This is a genomic window from Serratia sp. BIGb0163, assembly GCF_024809935.1.
Lineage (GTDB): Bacteria > Pseudomonadota > Gammaproteobacteria > Enterobacterales > Enterobacteriaceae > Serratia > Serratia quinivorans.
Genome location: NZ_JANUDZ010000009.1, coordinates 1 through 16,043 on the forward strand (window position 1 = coordinate 1; position 16,043 = coordinate 16,043).

Here is a 16,043-nt window from a genome sequence, read left to right on the forward strand (position 1 = left end):
AGTGAGTTAGCCGCCGTAGCTTGCTATCTCGAGGTGGCGTATATTACGCTTTCCTCTTTCAGAGTCAACCCCTAATTTTCAGGATTTTTTCTCTTCGAACCCCGGAGACTCTGTGAAGTTGTTCACATGTTCCGTGTCGATGGAGGCGCATTATAGGGAGCTGGTTCAGAATGACAAGGGTTTATATTCACTTTTTATCTGACCGCTCACTATTCATGCACAACGCCTACTAAACCCGCTTTTTGATGGCTTCCGGCAGGTCTGCCAGGCTGTTTATCACCCAATCCGCCAGTTTCTCACCTTGCTCAGTGACAGGTTTGCCGGTACGCACCAGCACTTTAGTCCCGACGCCTGCCGCTATTGCTGCCTGCATATCTTCCGGTTTATCGCCAACCATATAAGAAGCAGCCATATCAATGTTCAATTCCTGCTGCGCCTGCAACAACATGCCCGGCTGAGGTTTACGGCAGTCGCACACCTGACGGAACTCTTCTACTACTGCATCAGGATGATGTGGACAGAAATAGATACCGTCCAGATCAACATCGCGATCGGCCAGTGACCAGTCCATCCACTCGGTCAGGTACATAAATTGGTCTTCGCTGAACATGCCGCGCGCGATGCCGGACTGGTTGGTCACCAATACCAGAGCAAAGCCCATCTTTTTGAGTTCGCGACAGGCGTCAATCACGCCATCTATAAAGTGGAAATTATCGATTTCATGAACGTAGCCATGATCGACATTAATCGTGCCATCACGATCGAGGAAAATTGCTGGAACGCTTTGTGTCACCGGTTTGCTCCTGAGGGCCTGAAAACGCCGACAGTATCGCATGTTTTACCCGGCACTGAGAACGGCAGAGAACAGCGTTGATCGTTGACTTGGACGTCTAGACGCCTTAACATCTGACTCATACCTTGGTCCACGCCAGGGTTTACTTTTATCTAGCCACGGGCAACCACGCTAAAATAAGAAGAATATGATTAAACTTTCTAACATCACCAAAGTGTTCCAGCAGGGTTCGCGCACCATTACCGCGCTCTCTGACGTGACTCTTCACGTCCCTGCCGGGCAAATTTATGGCGTTATCGGTGCATCAGGCGCCGGTAAAAGTACCTTAATCCGCTGCGCCAACATGCTTGAGCGTCCTACCTCCGGCCAGGTACTGGTTGACGGACAGGATCTGACCTCGCTGTCTGAAGGCGAACTGACGCGCGCTCGCCGTCAGATCGGTATGATATTCCAGCACTTTAACCTGTTGTCTTCGCGCACGGTGTTTGGCAACGTTTCATTGCCGCTTGAGCTGGACAACACCCCACGCGCTGAAATCAAAAAACGCGTAACCGAATTGCTGGAACTGGTCGGACTGTCAGACAAGCATGACGCCTACCCGGCCAACCTGTCGGGCGGCCAGAAGCAACGCGTGGCGATTGCCCGTGCGCTGGCAAGCCAACCTAAAGTCCTGCTGTGTGATGAAGCCACCAGCGCGCTGGACCCGGCCACCACCCGTTCAATTCTGGAACTGCTGAAAGACATTAACCGTCGTCTCGGCCTGACCATCCTGTTGATCACCCATGAAATGGATGTGGTGAAACGCATCTGCGATCAGGTTGCGGTTATCAGCCAGGGTCAGTTGATTGAAAAAGACAGCGTCAGCGAAGTGTTCTCGCACCCGAAAACTCCGCTGGCCCAGCAGTTTATTCAAGCCACGCTGCATTTGGATATCCCGGACGACTACGCAAAACGCCTGGCACCGGAACGCAGTGGCGGCCGTCAGCCCCTTTTACGTCTGGAGTTCACCGGCCAATCCGTTGATGCGCCGCTGCTGTCAGAAGCCGCCCGTCGTTTCAACGTTAACAACAACATTATCAGTGCGCAGATGGATTATGCCGGCGGCGTTAAATTCGGCGTGATGTTGGCAGAGCTGCATGGCAGTGATGAAGACGCGCTGGCAACGATTAAGTTCCTGCAGGAAAATCAGGTAAAAGTAGAGGTTCTGGGTTATGTCTGAGGCAATGATGTGGTTAATGGCTCGTGGCGTGTGGGAAACCGTCATGATGACCTTTGTCTCCGGCTTTTTCGGTTTCGTACTCGGCCTGCCGGTTGGCGTGCTGCTGTATGTGACCCGCCCGGGACAAATCGCCGCCAACAACACGCTATATAGGACGCTGTCCGGGCTGGTGAACGTTTTCCGTTCCATTCCGTTCATTATTCTGTTGGTGTGGATGATTCCATTTACTCGTTTGATCGTCGGTACCTCGATCGGTCTGCAGGCAGCTATCGTGCCGCTGACCGTGGGCGCTGCGCCGTTTATTGCCCGTATGGTGGAAAACGCCCTGCTGGAGATCCCCTCAGGTCTGGTGGAGGCCGCCCGCGCTATGGGGGCGACCCCGATGCAAATCATCAAGAAGGTGCTGCTGCCGGAAGCCCTGCCGGGCCTGGTTAACGCCGCCACTATCACCTTGATCACTTTGGTGGGTTATTCCGCCATGGGTGGCGCAGTCGGCGCCGGCGGTCTGGGACAGATTGGCTATCAGTACGGTTATATCGGTTATAACGCCACAGTAATGAATACCGTATTAGTATTACTGGTGGTGCTGGTCTATCTGATTCAGTTCTTCGGTGATCGGATCGTCAAGGCCGTCACCCATAAGTAGTTTTACAGCAACTGCGCTCACACAGCGTATTTCAAATGCGAGTCTAATGAGGAAGGGATATGTCGTTAAAATTTAAATCCATCGCGGCAATCGGCGCACTGATCGGTACTCTGGCTCTGGCAGGCTGCGGTCAGGAAGAAAAAGATCCGAACCATATCAAAGTCGGCGTCATTGTCGGTGCTGAACAGCAGGTCGCTGAAATCGCGCAAAAAGTAGCAAAAGAGAAATACGGTCTGGACGTCGAACTGGTGACCTTCAATGACTACGTGCTGCCAAACGAAGCGCTGAGCAAAGGTGATATCGATCTGAATGCCTTCCAGCACAAACCTTACCTGGATCAGCAGATCAAGGATCGCGGCTACAAGCTGGTGTCGGTCGGTAACTCCTTCGTTTACCCGATTGCCGGTTACTCCAAGAAAATCAAATCGCTGGACGAACTGAAAGACGGTTCTCAGGTTGCCCTGCCTAACGACCCAACCAACCTGGGCCGCTCCCTGCTGCTGCTGCAGAAGGTTAACCTGATCAAACTGAAAGACGGTGTTGGCCTGCTGCCGACCGTATTGGACGTGACTGAAAACCCGAAAAACCTGAAGCTGGTTGAACTGGAAGCACCACAGCTGCCACGCTCCCTGGACGACCAACAAATCGCTCTGGCGGTGATCAACACCACTTACGCCAGCCAGATTGGCCTGACGCCGGCAAAAGACGGCCTGTTTGTTGAAGATAAAGACTCACCGTACGTTAACCTGCTGGTTGCCCGTGAAGATAACAAAGACGCGGAAAACGTGAAGAAGTTCGTTCAGGCTTATCAGTCTGACGAAGTTAATGAAGCGGCCAACAAGATCTTTAACGGTGGCGCAGTTAAAGGCTGGTAATCATTAATTACCGAATTTATTCCTATAATTGCAAGACGGGCTACGGCCCGTCGAGAGAGTTGGCATAGTTCTTTGCGGCTAAAAGTAATGATTTAGTCCTAATGAAAACAAAGAATTAGATCTTCTGAATTACCCCAAACATCCGAAAACCACGTTTTTCGGGTGTTTGTCTTATATCTAGACGGGCTACGGCCCGTCTTGTTATTTCCACCATAGATTGCTTCAATAGCGCCACTTAACTATTCCATCAAGGCAGAGGAATCTCAATGCGTGCTTTACCTCTCTGTTTGTTAGCGCTTGCGCTGGCAGGGTGTTCGTCGCAGCGTTTCGCGCCCCCGTCCACAAGCAGCACCAGCAAACCGGCAGTAACCACTCCGACCAAACCCACGCCAGCAGCGCGTCCGGCACCGGTTAAACTGTACAAAAGTGCAGAAGAATTAGTGGGTAAACCATTCCGCGATCTGGGTGAAGTCTCTGGCGAATCCTGCCAGACAACCGTTCAGGACTCACCACCGAATCTGGCGACCGCCCGTAAGCGCATGCAAATCCGCGCCTCTTATATGAAGGCTAATGCCGTGCTGTTGCATGACTGCCAGATTGTCAGCGGTGTTGCCGGCTGTTACCAACAGGCTATTTGCCAGGGTTCAGCGCTTAACGTTTCGTCCAAATGACCGAATTTGTTTTCAACCAGATCGGTACCATCCGTTCACCGTATAAAGAAAAGTTCGCCGTCCCCCGCCAACCGGGGTTAGTCGAAGACGGTGGCGGTGAGTTGCTGCTGCTGCCGCCCTATAATCAGGCGGAAGCGGTACGCGGGCTCAGTGAGTTCAGCCATCTGTGGGTAATGTTTATTTTCCATCAAACCATGGAAGGTGGCTGGCGCCCCACTGTCCGGCCACCCCGCCTCGGCGGTAATGCCAGGATGGGAGTTTTTGCCACCCGCTCAACCTTCCGCCCCAATCCGCTCGGCATGTCGCTGATCGAATTAAAAGGCATACGTGTGCAGGGCGGAGAAGTGGTGCTGGAGTTGGGCAGTCTCGATCTGGTTGACGGCACACCGGTGGTGGATATCAAACCCTATCTGCCATTTGCCGAAAGCCAGCCGCAGGCCCGCGCCGGGTTCGCTCAGGCCGCGCCTGCCGGTGATATGCCGGTATGCTTTGCACCAGAAGCGGAACAACAGTTGCTGCAACATCAGCGGCGTTATCCGCACCTGCGGCGCTTTATCAGTCAGGTGCTGGCTCAGGATCCGCGTCCAGCCTACCGCAAGGGGCAAGCAGCAGAACGGGATTATGCCGTCTGGCTACTGGATTTCAACGTGCGCTGGCGAGTGGTGGGTCAACAAACCGAGGTGCTGTCTCTCGACCTGCGTTAAAATTCCACCGTCTCTCTTTTGACAACCCGCTCGCACTGGTAAACTAAATCACTTTCGAAAATTTTGGCTGCCCTACTACTGGCAGCCGGTTGCAATTTGCAGTTCTAACGGAACCAAAACACCATGCGTACTAGCCAATATCTGCTCTCCACTTTGAAGGAGACACCTGCCGATGCCGAAGTGATCAGCCACCAGCTGATGCTGCGCGCCGGGATGATTCGCAAGCTGGCCTCCGGTCTTTATACCTGGCTGCCAACCGGCCTGCGCGTTCTGAAAAAGGTTGAAAACATCGTTCGCGAAGAAATGAACAATGCTAACGCGATCGAAGTTTGCATGCCGGTGGTACAGCCTGCCGATCTGTGGCAGGAAAGCGGCCGTTGGGAACAGTACGGCCCTGAGCTGCTGCGCTTTGTCGATCGCGGCGATCGTCCATTCGTGCTGGGTCCAACCCACGAAGAAGTGATCACCGACCTGATCCGTAACGAGATCAGCTCTTACAAGCAGCTGCCGCTGAACTTCTTCCAGATTCAGACCAAGTTCCGTGATGAAGTCCGCCCACGTTTCGGCGTCATGCGCTCGCGTGAATTCCTGATGAAGGATGCTTACTCGTTCCATACCTCGCAGGAATCGCTGCAGGCAACCTACGAAGCGATGTACGAAGCCTACAGCAAAATCTTCAGCCGCATGGGGCTGGACTTCCGTCCGGTACATGCCGATACCGGCTCGATCGGCGGTAGTGCATCACACGAGTTCCAGGTACTGGCCGACAGCGGTGAAGACGATATCGTGTTTTCCACCGGCTCCGACTTTGCCGCCAATATCGAACTGGCAGAAGCGGTTGCACCGGCTGAGCCGCGTGCGGCAGCCAGTGAAGAACTGCGCATTGTGGATACCCCGAACGCCAAGACCATTGCTGAACTGGTAGAACAATTCCAACTGCCGGTGACGAAAACCGTCAAGACGCTGCTGGTACGTGCTAAAGAAGAGAGCGGCCACAAGCTGGTTGCCCTGTTGGTGCGTGGCGATCACGAACTGAACGAAATCAAAGCCGAGAAGCTGCCGCAGGTTGCTGCTCCGTTGGTCTTTGCTACCGAAGAAGAGATCCGCGCTATCGTGGGTGCAGGCCCTGGTTCACTCGGCCCGGTCAATTTGCAGGTTCCCGTGGTTGCCGATCGCAGCGTAGCGGCGATGAGTGATTTTGGCGCCGGCGCCAACATCGACGGCAAACACTACTTTGGTATCAACTGGGAGCGCGATCTGCCGCTGCCACAGGTTGCCGATATCCGTAACGTCGTTGAAGGCGATGCCAGCCCGGACGGTAAAGGCACACTGCTGATCAAACGCGGTATCGAAGTGGGCCATATCTTCCAGCTCGGCACCAAATACTCGGAAGCGATGAAAGCCACCGTTCAGGGTGAAGATGGCCGTAATCAGGTGCTGACCATGGGTTGTTACGGTATCGGGGTCACCCGCGTGGTCGCTGCCGCTATCGAACAGAACCATGACGAACGCGGTATCATTTGGCCTGACGCTATCGCGCCATTCCAGGTGGCTATTCTGCCAATGAACATGCACAAATCCTTCCGCGTGCAGGCGCTGGCGGAGGAGTTGTACAACACTCTGCGTTCCCACGGTATCGACGTGATCCTCGACGACCGTAAAGAACGTCCGGGCGTGATGTTCGCGGATATGGAACTGATTGGCGTACCGCACTCTATCGTGATCGGCGACCGTAACCTCGACAGCGAAGAGATTGAGTACAAAAACCGCCGTGTCGGCGAGAAGCAAATGATTAAAACCGGCGAAGTCATTGATTTCTTGCTGGGACAGATCAAGCGCTAATCCACTTTCGCAGAAACTAAAAACCCGCCTAGGCGGGTTTTTTTGTAGCGGTTATTTGCTGTCGCAATTTTTACTGCGGTCGAAGGCTATTTTACCGTCCGGCACCAGCGCCTTCTCGGTTAACCCCTCTTCCATTGACGGCTGAACGCTAAAGTGGCCATTCAGCGTCAGGAACACCGGTTCGCCCGGCGTTTTGTACGCCTTGGCATACCCCTGCTCCAGCGCGATTGTATTGTCGACCGGGAACGTTTTACCGGTGGCGCAATCTTTGAACACGGCCGCATCCGCCATGTAGGTGTAGCTGCCTTTCAGCGCCATCGGCGTTTTAGGCAAGGCTTTCTCTACCGGATCAAGGCGGTAATTCAACTGCGACTCAATCGGCATGCCGGTTTGATCCAGCATTTCCAAACTTTTACCCACCGGGCGGAAATAACGCTTATCACCACGGCTGTCGGTCAGCACCAGCTTATCGGCGGTACGCGCCCATTTACCGTAATCGGCAAAGGTTTGATCGCCGTCTTTGGTGTCGCGATAGGTTTCCTGCAGGACGAAAGTACCGTCTTTATCCAGGAATAATGCGGTATCCAGACCGCCGCAGTCAGCGCAAGGCAGCACGCCCTGATAACTTTGTTGCATCGCCTGAAGCGGTTGTTCTTTCGGCTGGAAGTGGTTATTACATCCCAGTAACGAAAGTGCCCCTGCCGCTAAAAACAGGGCCAGTGTTATTTTCTTCACAGTTATTCTCCTACTGTGTTCATGTGTCCTTAAGTGCGGATCTTGCCGCGCAGCGCTTTAGTCGCGCCTTTCCGTACCTTGCCTTCCAGACGACGTAATTTTGCCCCTTTGGTGGGCTTGGTCGCCCGGCGAGTTTTTTCTACCACCATCGCCTGCTGGATCAAAGTGACCAGTCTGGCCAACGCCGCCTCGCGGTTTAATTCCTGACTGCGATATTCCTGCGCTTTGATAATCACCACGCCATCGGCGGTAATTAAATGATTATTCAGGGCCAGCAGCCTTTCCTTATAATACTCTGGCAGGCTGGATGCCCGGATGTCAAAGCGCAAATGGATAGCCGTTGAGGTTTTGTTCACGTGCTGGCCACCCGCGCCCTGCGCGCGGATCGCGGTCAATTCCACTTCGTTATCCGGTATGGCTACATTTCTTGACAGTTCAAGCACCGGTCACACCTGCGCCTGTTGCCACTCGGCAAACTGGATTTCCAGACTATTCTGAGCATCGGAAAGCCAGATAGTTCCCTCTTGCAGCGTGGCCTGCAGCGTCATATTGCGGCTGGCCAACGCCGCCAGTTTGGCTAATTGTTCATCATCCAGGAAACGGATGCTTAGGTTTTTGTGGTTTGCCACCTTGCCTTGCATCGATTGCCACCACACGTGGCCGGCACGTTCGCCGTAAGCATACAGCACCACTCTCGGTGACTGGTTGCAGGCCTTCTTGATGCGTTTTTCATCCGGCAGGCCCATTTCAATCCACATTTCCAGCCCGTTATGATCGTTTCGCCGCCAGATTTCCGGCTCATCATCGGCGCTCAGGCCTTTGGTAAACACCAGACGCTCATCGGCATGACAGATCCAGGCCAGCAAACGCAGCATCATGCGCTGTTCAGTTTCGGAAGGATGCTGGGCCAGGGTAAGCGTGGCGTCGTGGTAGAAGTGACGATCCATATCAGCGATATTGACCGTGGCTTTATAAATAGTAGCTTTCAGCGCCATGGGTGACCTCATTATTATCAGGCGACAGTGTACTAGATTTGGCCCAACCGCGGCCAGCACGGCCGGGCAAAGCCCGGTGCGAAAGCCGCGCTGAGGTGCTAATAACTCCACAATAGCTGTGCTATAGTCGTCTAGGATAGAGTCAAGCTCCGAGTGCCTGCGCCTCATCGCTATAAGGCTTCGATGACGCAGAGGTTCTTAAGGGAGGAAACTGTGCAACAATACTGTGAGTTAGTACGCCGTTTTTACGCTGAGATCGGCAGTGGTGATCTCGGCTACGTGCCTGATGCGTTAGCATGTGTATTAAAGGCATTGGACGAAGTTGCTGCGAATAGCACGCTACCGTCCTCCGTTAGGGAACAGGCGGCCTTTGCCGCCGCTAACTTATTGGTGAGCGACTATGTTGATGAATGATGAGTACCAATCCATCAATTGCGATGACTATGAAAGCCTGGAACTCGCCTGTCAGCATAACTACATTCTGAAGCTGGAGTTACGCGACGGAGAAAAATTCGAAGGCAAAGCCACCGAGCTGAAGTTTACCAAGGGCGTTGAGTACCTGATTATCGATCGGGCCGGCGACGCTCTCAGCTTGCGTCTGGATCACATCCTCAGTTTCAGTCATCCGGAAATCGGTACCGTGGTCGTCAGCCTGTCTGATTGATTTAGCGGTAACGCCATCCCAACAGGGCAGCCCAACGGCTGCCCTCGTCATTTATGGTTTGAGGCTGGCCTGGGGTTTGAGACTGGCCTAGGGTTTGAGACTGGAATAGTAGGCCGCCAGATCGGCAATATCCGCATCAGACAGCGGGGAAACGTAGGCTTTCATCACTTCCGCCTGTCCTCCGTTACGCTCACCCTTCTTATAAGCCTGCAACGCATGCTCCAGATACATGGCGTTTTGCCCAGCCAGATTCGGGTACATGGGCATCGACACCTTCCCTTCAGCCCCATGGCACGCCATACAACTGGCGGACTTATCCTTACCCGCAGCCGCATCGCCCGCCGCCATTACAGGCAGGCTGAACAGACCCAACATCACCGCCATTGCGCTCACAAATTTCATCATGGTTCCTCAGTCTAATTATTATTTTTTACGCCAATGCAGCCGCCAGGGCTGCTGCCCCTCAGGCGTTTGTCCGGCCTCGCTGACAAAAATCCCCAGCGCCGCAATCAGCTGGTCATCATAATAGATCAACGGGATACGCTCACGCTGCCACGGAGGAATACCCAACTCCTGCCACAATTTTTTGATCGGACGAGAATGCGCGCGCCCCAGGATGCGGTGTTTGCCCTGAGCGCTAAAACGAATGCTCACTTTTTGCTGTGATTGCGGCGCACGCAAACAGATGTCTCCTTCCCCACTGACCAGTTCACCTAACCCATCCGGCAGCATCAGCGAATCATCCAATGACCAGCTTAGACTGATTTCACGCAGATCGGCCATCAGCGGCAGCAGATACAAGCGGCGGCGGAAGCGGCGAAACTGATATTGGCCCAATTGCAGCTGGGGTTCGGCGTCCTCGCGGCTGAGCGCCACTTCTTCCCATAACCGCTGCAACTGTTCGCGAGAAGGCATGGTAACGCCAAATAGCGCGATCCAACGGCGTAACAGGGCGAAACGTCGGGCCGCTGAGCATGTCAGCAGGCCATCAATCGCCAACGCACGATCTTCATCGAGCAGATTGTGCAGTTGCTCTGCCAGCAATTCATCCAGCAATTGCTCTTGCTCGGCGCACAGGCTGGCACTACGTGCCGTCGCTGCAGCAAAGTGCGGCCAGCGCTGATTCAGTAGCGGCAACACCTGCAGGCGCAAAAAGTTGCGGTCGAAGCGTGGGTCCTGATTGCTGTCGTCTTCAATCCAACTGAGCTGATGTTGCTGCGCATAGGCCTCCAACTGCTGGCGAGTGTGACCCAACAGTGGACGCAGCAAATGATTATGCCCCAGCGACGTCTGTGCAGCCATGGCCGACAGGCCCGCCGGGCCACTGCCACGTTTTAGCGCCAGCAGGAAGGTTTCACATTGGTCGTCAAGGTGTTGCGCGGTAAGCAAGGTTTCATCGGTCGCCAGCGTGCTGGCAAAAGCCGAGTAGCGTGCCGCCCGGGCTGCGGCTTCGATACCACCCTGCTGGCTATCAACCTGCACGTGCTGAACCACCAGGGGGAGCTGCCAGGCAACGCATTGTTGCCGACAGTGTGTTACCCACTGGTCGGCAAAAGCGCTCAGGCCGTGATGCACGTGCACCGCGCGAAGCTGCAAGTCCGGCAATTGCTGCCGTAACCCTACCAGCAGATGCAATAGCACGCTGGAGTCCAGCCCGCCACTGAATGCCACCAGCAAGTGCCGGTGTGCACCCAATTGGCGGGCTAGCTGTGCGGATAATTGATTGTTATTCATTGATTAGGCTTAATGACGTCCAGATAGCTGCACGTTAACCCCCGTCATACCATCAATCAAGCATTAACCGCACGGATATGACGGCCGGACAGCAACCACCACATGGCCAACACCGCCACCACTGCCGCCGTACAGCCCATCGCCCACCAGCCAATTTGAGCAAACAGGTGAACATAGGCCTGCGCCGTTGCGCCCGTTGCCGGGTCTTCAGCGGTCTGGCCGGCGATAATACCGGCCAGGTAATTGGCTATCGAGCCGGTAGTCAGCATATAAATACCAGTCAGCACCCCGGTAGCGCCTGGGATATTCAGTCGGGTAATCTGTGCCATGGCGACCGGATCGATAAACAGTTCGGCAAGCCCCATCACCGACAGCCCGGCGATCATCAGGCTCATCGAGCCCTGCCCGTAACGGGCGTTAAGCGCCATCAGGGTAAACCCCACGCCAATCAGCAGTAAACCAAAGGCGAACTTTCCCCAAATCCGCAGAGTGGGGTTGCCATTGCCGTTACCCCGCACCAGCCAGGCCAGCATCACACCGCCAAACATCACGGCAAAAGCGTTAACCGACTGGAACAATGCGGTCGGCACCGTCCAGGAAAACCATTGGCGGTCGACAAAGTGATCGATAAACAGGCTGATCGAACTACCGCCCTGCTGGGCAAAGGCCCAGAACAAGGTGCCCAACAACATCAACATCACTATCTGCCACAGCCCACGGCGCTGCACTGTTGTAGCCCGGGCCATTATACGGATCACCATCACGACGGCGGCGGCACACACCAGCATCAGTAATTGGCCGGCCAGGTCGTAAATGAACAGTGAAGTGAAGAACAGAGGGGCCAACAGCAGCATGGCACCAAGCCATACCCAGTTAGGTACTCGCAGCGTGGTGACGCACATCTGCGCCCGATCCACACCGCGCGTATGGCTGAAATGACGGCTGCCGAACAGGAAGATCGTCAACCCGGCCAGCATACCGATACCCGCCAGCGCAAAGCCGACGTGCCAGCCGTAGCGTTCTGCCGCCAACCCACAGGCAATGGGTGCCAGGATCGAGCCGACATTACCGGCGGCATACAGCAGTGAGAAGCCCCCTTCCCGGCGCGAGTCCTGCGGTTGATACAACTCGCCCAGCAGGCAGCTGATATTGGATTTAAACAGGCCGTAGCCACAGATGATGATCGACAGCGAGAGATAGAGTGATTGTGTCGATACGGCGCTCAGGCCGAGCACGATATGGCCCAGCGTCATCAATACCGCTCCGGCAATGACCGCTACGCGGTTGCCCAGCAGGCGATCGGCAAGCAGGCCGCCGAGTATCGGCGTGACATAGACCAGAGAAGCGTAAGCGCTATAGAGGCTAATGGCGCGGCTATCGGAATAACCAAGTTGGTGGGTAAGATAGAGAATAAGTAACGCACGCATGCCGTAAAAGCTGAAATATTCCCAAATTTGTATGGCTACGACATAGTAGATTGCGCGCGGCTGTGAGGGTGTTTTCATGGTTTTCTCCCATCAGTCGGGGAACGACAAAAGGGGAAGCGCAAGCGCCTCCCCTTGTTAGTTCACTTATTTATCGTTTTTCAACACCTTCACGGTGTAACGTCCATCCGCCTGGCGATAAGCGCCATGGATATCAGTTTCGAAGCCTGGATAATGCGCGCCGATCTCGCACAGCATTTGCAGGAACTCCAGAACCGGACGGCTTTCCTCGGTGAGCATTTCACCCGGCATGACCAGCGGAACACCCGGAGGATATGGCAGGATCATGTTGGCATTCACTTTGCCCACCATGTCTTCCAAATAAACCTCTTCCACTTCACCGTGCAGTTCTTTCTGGAAGGCCTGGAACGGGTTCATTACCATCGCCGGCAGCACTTCAAAGGCGCGGTACATCAGGTCAGGCAGATTATGGTGTTTCACCAGGTTGTGGATATTCTGAGCCAGCTCCTGGATCCGCATGTCTTCATAAAACTCTGGTGCCTCTTTATACAGCGAAGGCAGCATGTTTTTCACCCGCAGGTTCAGATCGAACGAGCGTTTAAAGTCAGTCAGACCGCGCAACAGGCTGAGAGCCTTGGTTTTATCGATGCCGATGCTGAACAGGAACAGCAGGTTATACGGGCCGGTTTTCTCAACGATGATGCCATGCTCATCAAGGTATTTGGCAACCAGGCTGGCCGGGATACCAAACGACTCCATTTCGCCATCTTTGCTCATCCCCGGTGTCAACATGGTGACCTTGATTGGGTCAAGGTACATATGTTCGTTATCAATACCTTTGAAACCATGCCATGCACTGTCGGAACGCAGCGGCCAACATTCTGCTTCATCAATATGTTCCGGCTGCCAAACGTCAAAGAACCAGCCTTCAGATTCGACATTCAGACGTTTGATTTCTTTACGGAACTTGATAGCTCGCTCAATTGAACCGTTAATCAGACGCTTACCGGCATTGCCTTTCATCATCGCCGCTGCGGTTTCGGTAGATGCCACGATACCGTAGTGCGGTGAAGTGGTGGTGTGCATCATGTAGGCTTCACTGAAGGTTTCTTCATTGATGTCGCCTTTCACGTGGATCATCGAAGCCTGTGAGAACGCCGCCAGCAGTTTATGGGTGGATTGGGTTTCATAGATCACTTTCCCTTCCACGCGGCCGCCGCTCATGCCGCACTTGCCTTTGTAGATCGGGTGGAAATTGGTGTAAGGCACCCAGGCAGAGTCAAAGTGGATGGATTTCACATCCAGCGTGCTCTTGATGAAATCGGTGTTATACAGCAGACCGTCGTAGGTCGAGTTGGTGATCACCGCGTGTACCGGCCAGGTGGCGTTCGGCGTCTCTTTCACGCGTTTGGCGATGGTGGCGCGGGCAAACTCGCTCTGTGGAATACCACCGAGGATGCCATAAGCATTACGAGTCGGGCGGAAATAAATTGGCGTAATGTCGCTCATCATCATCAGATGGGTCAGCGATTTATGGCAGTTACGGTCAATCAGCACCGTGCTGCCGGCAGGTGCAGAGTACATACCGACAATTTTGTTGGCGGTAGAAGTGCCGTTAGTCACCATATAGCTGCGTTCAGCGTTGAACACGCGGGCAATGTATTCTTCAGCTTCTTTGTGCGGGCCGGAGTGATCCAGCAGTGAACCCAGCTCAGAGACCGAAATTGACACGTCGGATTTCATCGCATTAGGGCCAAAGAAATCGTAGAACAGGCTACCGACCGGGCTTTTCTGGAAGGCAGTACCGCCCATGTGGCCAGGAGTACAGAAGGTGTATTTGCCTTCACGTACATATTTGAACAGCGCTTTGGTCAGCGGTGGCAGGATGGTGTCTACGTACTCATCGGTGTTCTGTTTGATCTTGTCGGCAATGTCGTTGGCCGCACCGAGCGCATATTCAAAGAAACGCACCTGCATACGCAGATCGTTGAGGCTAACGTCCAGGGTTGAATAGGTATTGGCAAAGGCATACAGCGGCATGTACTCATTCAACTCGCTGATTTCCTGGCACAGCTCAAGGTTGTATTTATCCCAGTCGAAGATCACGCCGCACAGACGGGCATTATTCTCGATCAATTTGAGCAGGTCTTCGCGGTCGTTCGGGTAAACAATGCGGAAGTTCAGTTTTTCCAACGCGTTGTGCAGTTCGCGGATGGGCTCTTCTTTGAAGTAGACACCCATGTGGTTCATGATAGCAATAACGTTCATAATCATTTCTCCAGGTAATGCGAGCCCCTTGCCATCACGGATGACAATCGTTGTTGCAAGGGGCTGAATTAAGAAGTGGGTCAGTACGTGCTTAGTGCGCTTTGGCCGTCGAGCTGTCGTCGATGGCTACAGCATTGGCTTTCGCTGTCTGACGGGTATTCATTTTGCGGGCGTAGAACATCAGGATGATCAGGCTGATGATGAAGGTACCGGCCAGTTCGAACGATTCGGCACCCATCAGTGCGATGAAGCAGAAGCCACAACCCAGAACCGAGGCAATCAGGCTCAACAGGTTACGGATATTGACGCCTTCAAAGCGGATCAGGTCTACGCAAGAGTAGAAGTAAGGCAACATGGTCAGCAGCACCGCAATACCGGTCAGCATGCCGAACAGGTCGGAAGCTTTACCGCCGCCGGAGCTCATGGCGGTAATCAGCACCATCAGCGCAGTCATTTTGCAGCTTGCCAGCAGCAGGCCTTTTTTCGGCACGCCGTTTTTATCGACTTCACCATAAACTTTCGGGAAGTTACCGTCGTTGGCGGCACGAACCCCGGCCTGGCCAACCAGCATCATCCACGAACCCAGTGAAGTCAGGCAGGCAAAGGCGGTGAAGGCAGAGACCAGTGGTGCAGCCCAGTTACCCATAATGGCGGAGGCGCTGACGGCGAACGGTGCACCGCTGGCAGCCATTTGGCTAGCCGGGAACATACCGCTCATCACCTGAGTGGCCGCAATGTAGATAATCCCGGCCAGTGCGGTACCCAGCATGGTTGCCAGCGGTACGGTGCGTTTCGGGTTTTTCACCATGCCGGTGCTCACGGCAGCAGACTCTACGCCGATGAACGCCCACAGGCACAGCAGAATACTTTTGATTACCGCATGGCTGTCGGTGGTACCGGAAGTGTTCCAGTTAGCGTGGTAGGTTGCAGCGTCGAACCAATGCCAGCCCGCAGTCGCGGTGACAATCACCGGGATTAGCACCAACACCAGGCCGAGGGTGGTCAAGCGGCTGACCCAGGTCCCGCCAAGCAGGTTAACAAAGGTGAATATCCACACGATGGCGATACAGGCAATACCTGCCGGTACCGGATTATTCAATTCAGGGAAGAAGGTAGAGAGATAAGAAACTGCGGTAATGCCGATAGCCAAATTACCGATCCAGTTCGCATGGTAATAAAGCACACCGGTCTGGAAACCAAACGCCGGGGAAATTTCACCCGCGTAAGCAATAGGGCCACCCTGCTGAGGGTTTTTGGTGGCCAGACGCGCATAGACATAAGCCAGTGACATCGCGCCAATAATAGAGATTACCCATCCCCAGATGGCGATAGAACCGAGGCTTGCCAGGTTCGCGGGTAATAAGGCAATACCGCTCCCCATCATATTACCGGCAACCACACCGGTGCAGGCAATAAGCCCTATTTTCTTGGATGAACCCATGGTCAGTTTCT

General features: G+C 54.2%; 17 protein-coding genes. 8 read left to right on the forward strand and 9 right to left on the reverse strand.

The window, feature by feature from the left end:
- Nucleotides 1-229: 229 nt before the first annotated feature.
- Nucleotides 230-793 carry a D-glycero-beta-D-manno-heptose 1,7-bisphosphate 7-phosphatase gene (gene gmhB / locus M2406_RS22885; protein WP_017893778.1) on the reverse strand — a complete coding sequence of 188 codons (564 nt, stop codon included), beginning with the start codon at nucleotides 791-793 and terminating at the stop codon, nucleotides 230-232.
- 187 nt (nucleotides 794-980) lie between these two features.
- Between gmhB and metN the strand changes: the two genes are divergently transcribed.
- The 6 genes from metN to proS all read left to right on the forward strand — a co-directional run bounded on the left by metN (nucleotide 981) and on the right by proS (nucleotide 6,750).
- Entirely contained in the window at nucleotides 981-2,012 is a 1,032-nt protein-coding gene (gene metN / locus M2406_RS22890; protein WP_012146459.1) for a methionine ABC transporter ATP-binding protein MetN, read from the forward strand.
- The gene (locus tag M2406_RS22895; RefSeq protein ID WP_012146460.1) at nucleotides 2,005-2,658 is read left to right on the forward strand and encodes a methionine ABC transporter permease MetI; all 654 of its coding nucleotides are present in this window, start codon (nucleotides 2,005-2,007) and stop codon (nucleotides 2,656-2,658) included. The genes metN and M2406_RS22895 overlap by 8 nt, the downstream gene beginning before the upstream one ends.
- Before the next feature lie 59 nt (nucleotides 2,659-2,717).
- Nucleotides 2,718-3,533: a MetQ/NlpA family lipoprotein gene (locus M2406_RS22900; protein ID WP_004952177.1), complete on the forward strand. Its 816-nt coding sequence runs from the start codon at nucleotides 2,718-2,720 to the stop codon at nucleotides 3,531-3,533.
- Between the two features lie 266 nt (nucleotides 3,534-3,799).
- Nucleotides 3,800-4,204 (forward strand): Rcs stress response system protein RcsF, encoded by a 405-nt coding sequence (gene rcsF, locus M2406_RS22905; RefSeq protein ID WP_012146461.1) that lies wholly within the window; start codon nucleotides 3,800-3,802, stop codon nucleotides 4,202-4,204.
- Nucleotides 4,201-4,908: a tRNA (N6-threonylcarbamoyladenosine(37)-N6)-methyltransferase TrmO gene (gene tsaA / locus M2406_RS22910; protein WP_112363405.1), complete on the forward strand. Its 708-nt coding sequence runs from the start codon at nucleotides 4,201-4,203 to the stop codon at nucleotides 4,906-4,908. The genes rcsF and tsaA overlap by 4 nt, the downstream gene beginning before the upstream one ends.
- Nucleotides 4,909-5,031: 123 nt before the next feature.
- Nucleotides 5,032-6,750, forward strand: a complete 1,719-nt coding sequence (gene proS / locus M2406_RS22915) for a proline--tRNA ligase (RefSeq protein ID WP_012146463.1) — start codon at nucleotides 5,032-5,034, stop codon at nucleotides 6,748-6,750.
- Between the two features lie 51 nt (nucleotides 6,751-6,801).
- Here proS and nlpE read toward each other — a convergent pair whose 3' ends face one another.
- The 3 genes from nlpE to M2406_RS22930 are packed head-to-tail and all read right to left on the reverse strand — an operon-like array spanning nucleotide 6,802 to nucleotide 8,480.
- Nucleotides 6,802-7,485 (reverse strand): envelope stress response activation lipoprotein NlpE, encoded by a 684-nt coding sequence (gene nlpE / locus M2406_RS22920; RefSeq protein ID WP_218217284.1) that lies wholly within the window; start codon nucleotides 7,483-7,485, stop codon nucleotides 6,802-6,804.
- Nucleotides 7,486-7,514: 29 nt separating this feature from the next.
- On the reverse strand, nucleotides 7,515-7,928 hold the full coding sequence (arfB, locus tag M2406_RS22925; protein ID WP_012146465.1) for an alternative ribosome rescue aminoacyl-tRNA hydrolase ArfB: 414 nt from the start codon (nucleotides 7,926-7,928) through the stop codon (nucleotides 7,515-7,517).
- Between the two features lie 3 nt (nucleotides 7,929-7,931).
- Complete coding sequence (locus tag M2406_RS22930) at nucleotides 7,932-8,480, reverse strand: YaeQ family protein (protein ID WP_012146466.1); 549 nt, start codon at nucleotides 8,478-8,480, stop codon at nucleotides 7,932-7,934.
- Nucleotides 8,481-8,693: 213 nt separating this feature from the next.
- On the opposite strand from M2406_RS22930, the gene M2406_RS22935 reads away from it, so the two are divergent.
- Together M2406_RS22935 and rof are read left to right on the forward strand one after the other, a co-directional pair.
- Nucleotides 8,694-8,894: a YaeP family protein gene (locus M2406_RS22935; RefSeq protein ID WP_012146467.1), complete on the forward strand. Its 201-nt coding sequence runs from the start codon at nucleotides 8,694-8,696 to the stop codon at nucleotides 8,892-8,894.
- Nucleotides 8,887-9,144: a Rho-binding antiterminator gene (gene rof / locus M2406_RS22940; RefSeq protein ID WP_368040125.1), complete on the forward strand. Its 258-nt coding sequence runs from the start codon at nucleotides 8,887-8,889 to the stop codon at nucleotides 9,142-9,144. Before M2406_RS22935 ends, rof begins: the two co-directional genes overlap by 8 nt.
- Nucleotides 9,145-9,231: 87 nt before the next feature.
- Here rof and M2406_RS22945 read toward each other — a convergent pair whose 3' ends face one another.
- The 5 genes from M2406_RS22945 to cadB all read right to left on the reverse strand — a co-directional run bounded on the left by M2406_RS22945 (nucleotide 9,232) and on the right by cadB (nucleotide 16,032).
- A complete protein-coding gene (locus M2406_RS22945) occupies nucleotides 9,232-9,549 on the reverse strand; it encodes a cytochrome c (protein WP_026142508.1) in 318 nt (105 codons plus the stop codon).
- Nucleotides 9,550-9,567: 18 nt separating this feature from the next.
- Entirely contained in the window at nucleotides 9,568-10,878 is a 1,311-nt protein-coding gene (gene tilS / locus M2406_RS22950; protein WP_259191485.1) for a tRNA lysidine(34) synthetase TilS, read from the reverse strand.
- Nucleotides 10,879-10,934: 56 nt separating this feature from the next.
- Nucleotides 10,935-12,383: a dipeptide permease DtpD gene (gene dtpD / locus M2406_RS22955; protein ID WP_012146471.1), complete on the reverse strand. Its 1,449-nt coding sequence runs from the start codon at nucleotides 12,381-12,383 to the stop codon at nucleotides 10,935-10,937.
- Between the two features lie 66 nt (nucleotides 12,384-12,449).
- Nucleotides 12,450-14,591, reverse strand: a complete 2,142-nt coding sequence (gene cadA, locus M2406_RS22960) for a lysine decarboxylase CadA (protein WP_012146472.1) — start codon at nucleotides 14,589-14,591, stop codon at nucleotides 12,450-12,452.
- 91 nt (nucleotides 14,592-14,682) lie between these two features.
- On the reverse strand, nucleotides 14,683-16,032 hold the full coding sequence (gene cadB / locus M2406_RS22965; protein WP_115183941.1) for a cadaverine/lysine antiporter: 1,350 nt from the start codon (nucleotides 16,030-16,032) through the stop codon (nucleotides 14,683-14,685).
- Nucleotides 16,033-16,043 lie beyond the last annotated feature (11 nt).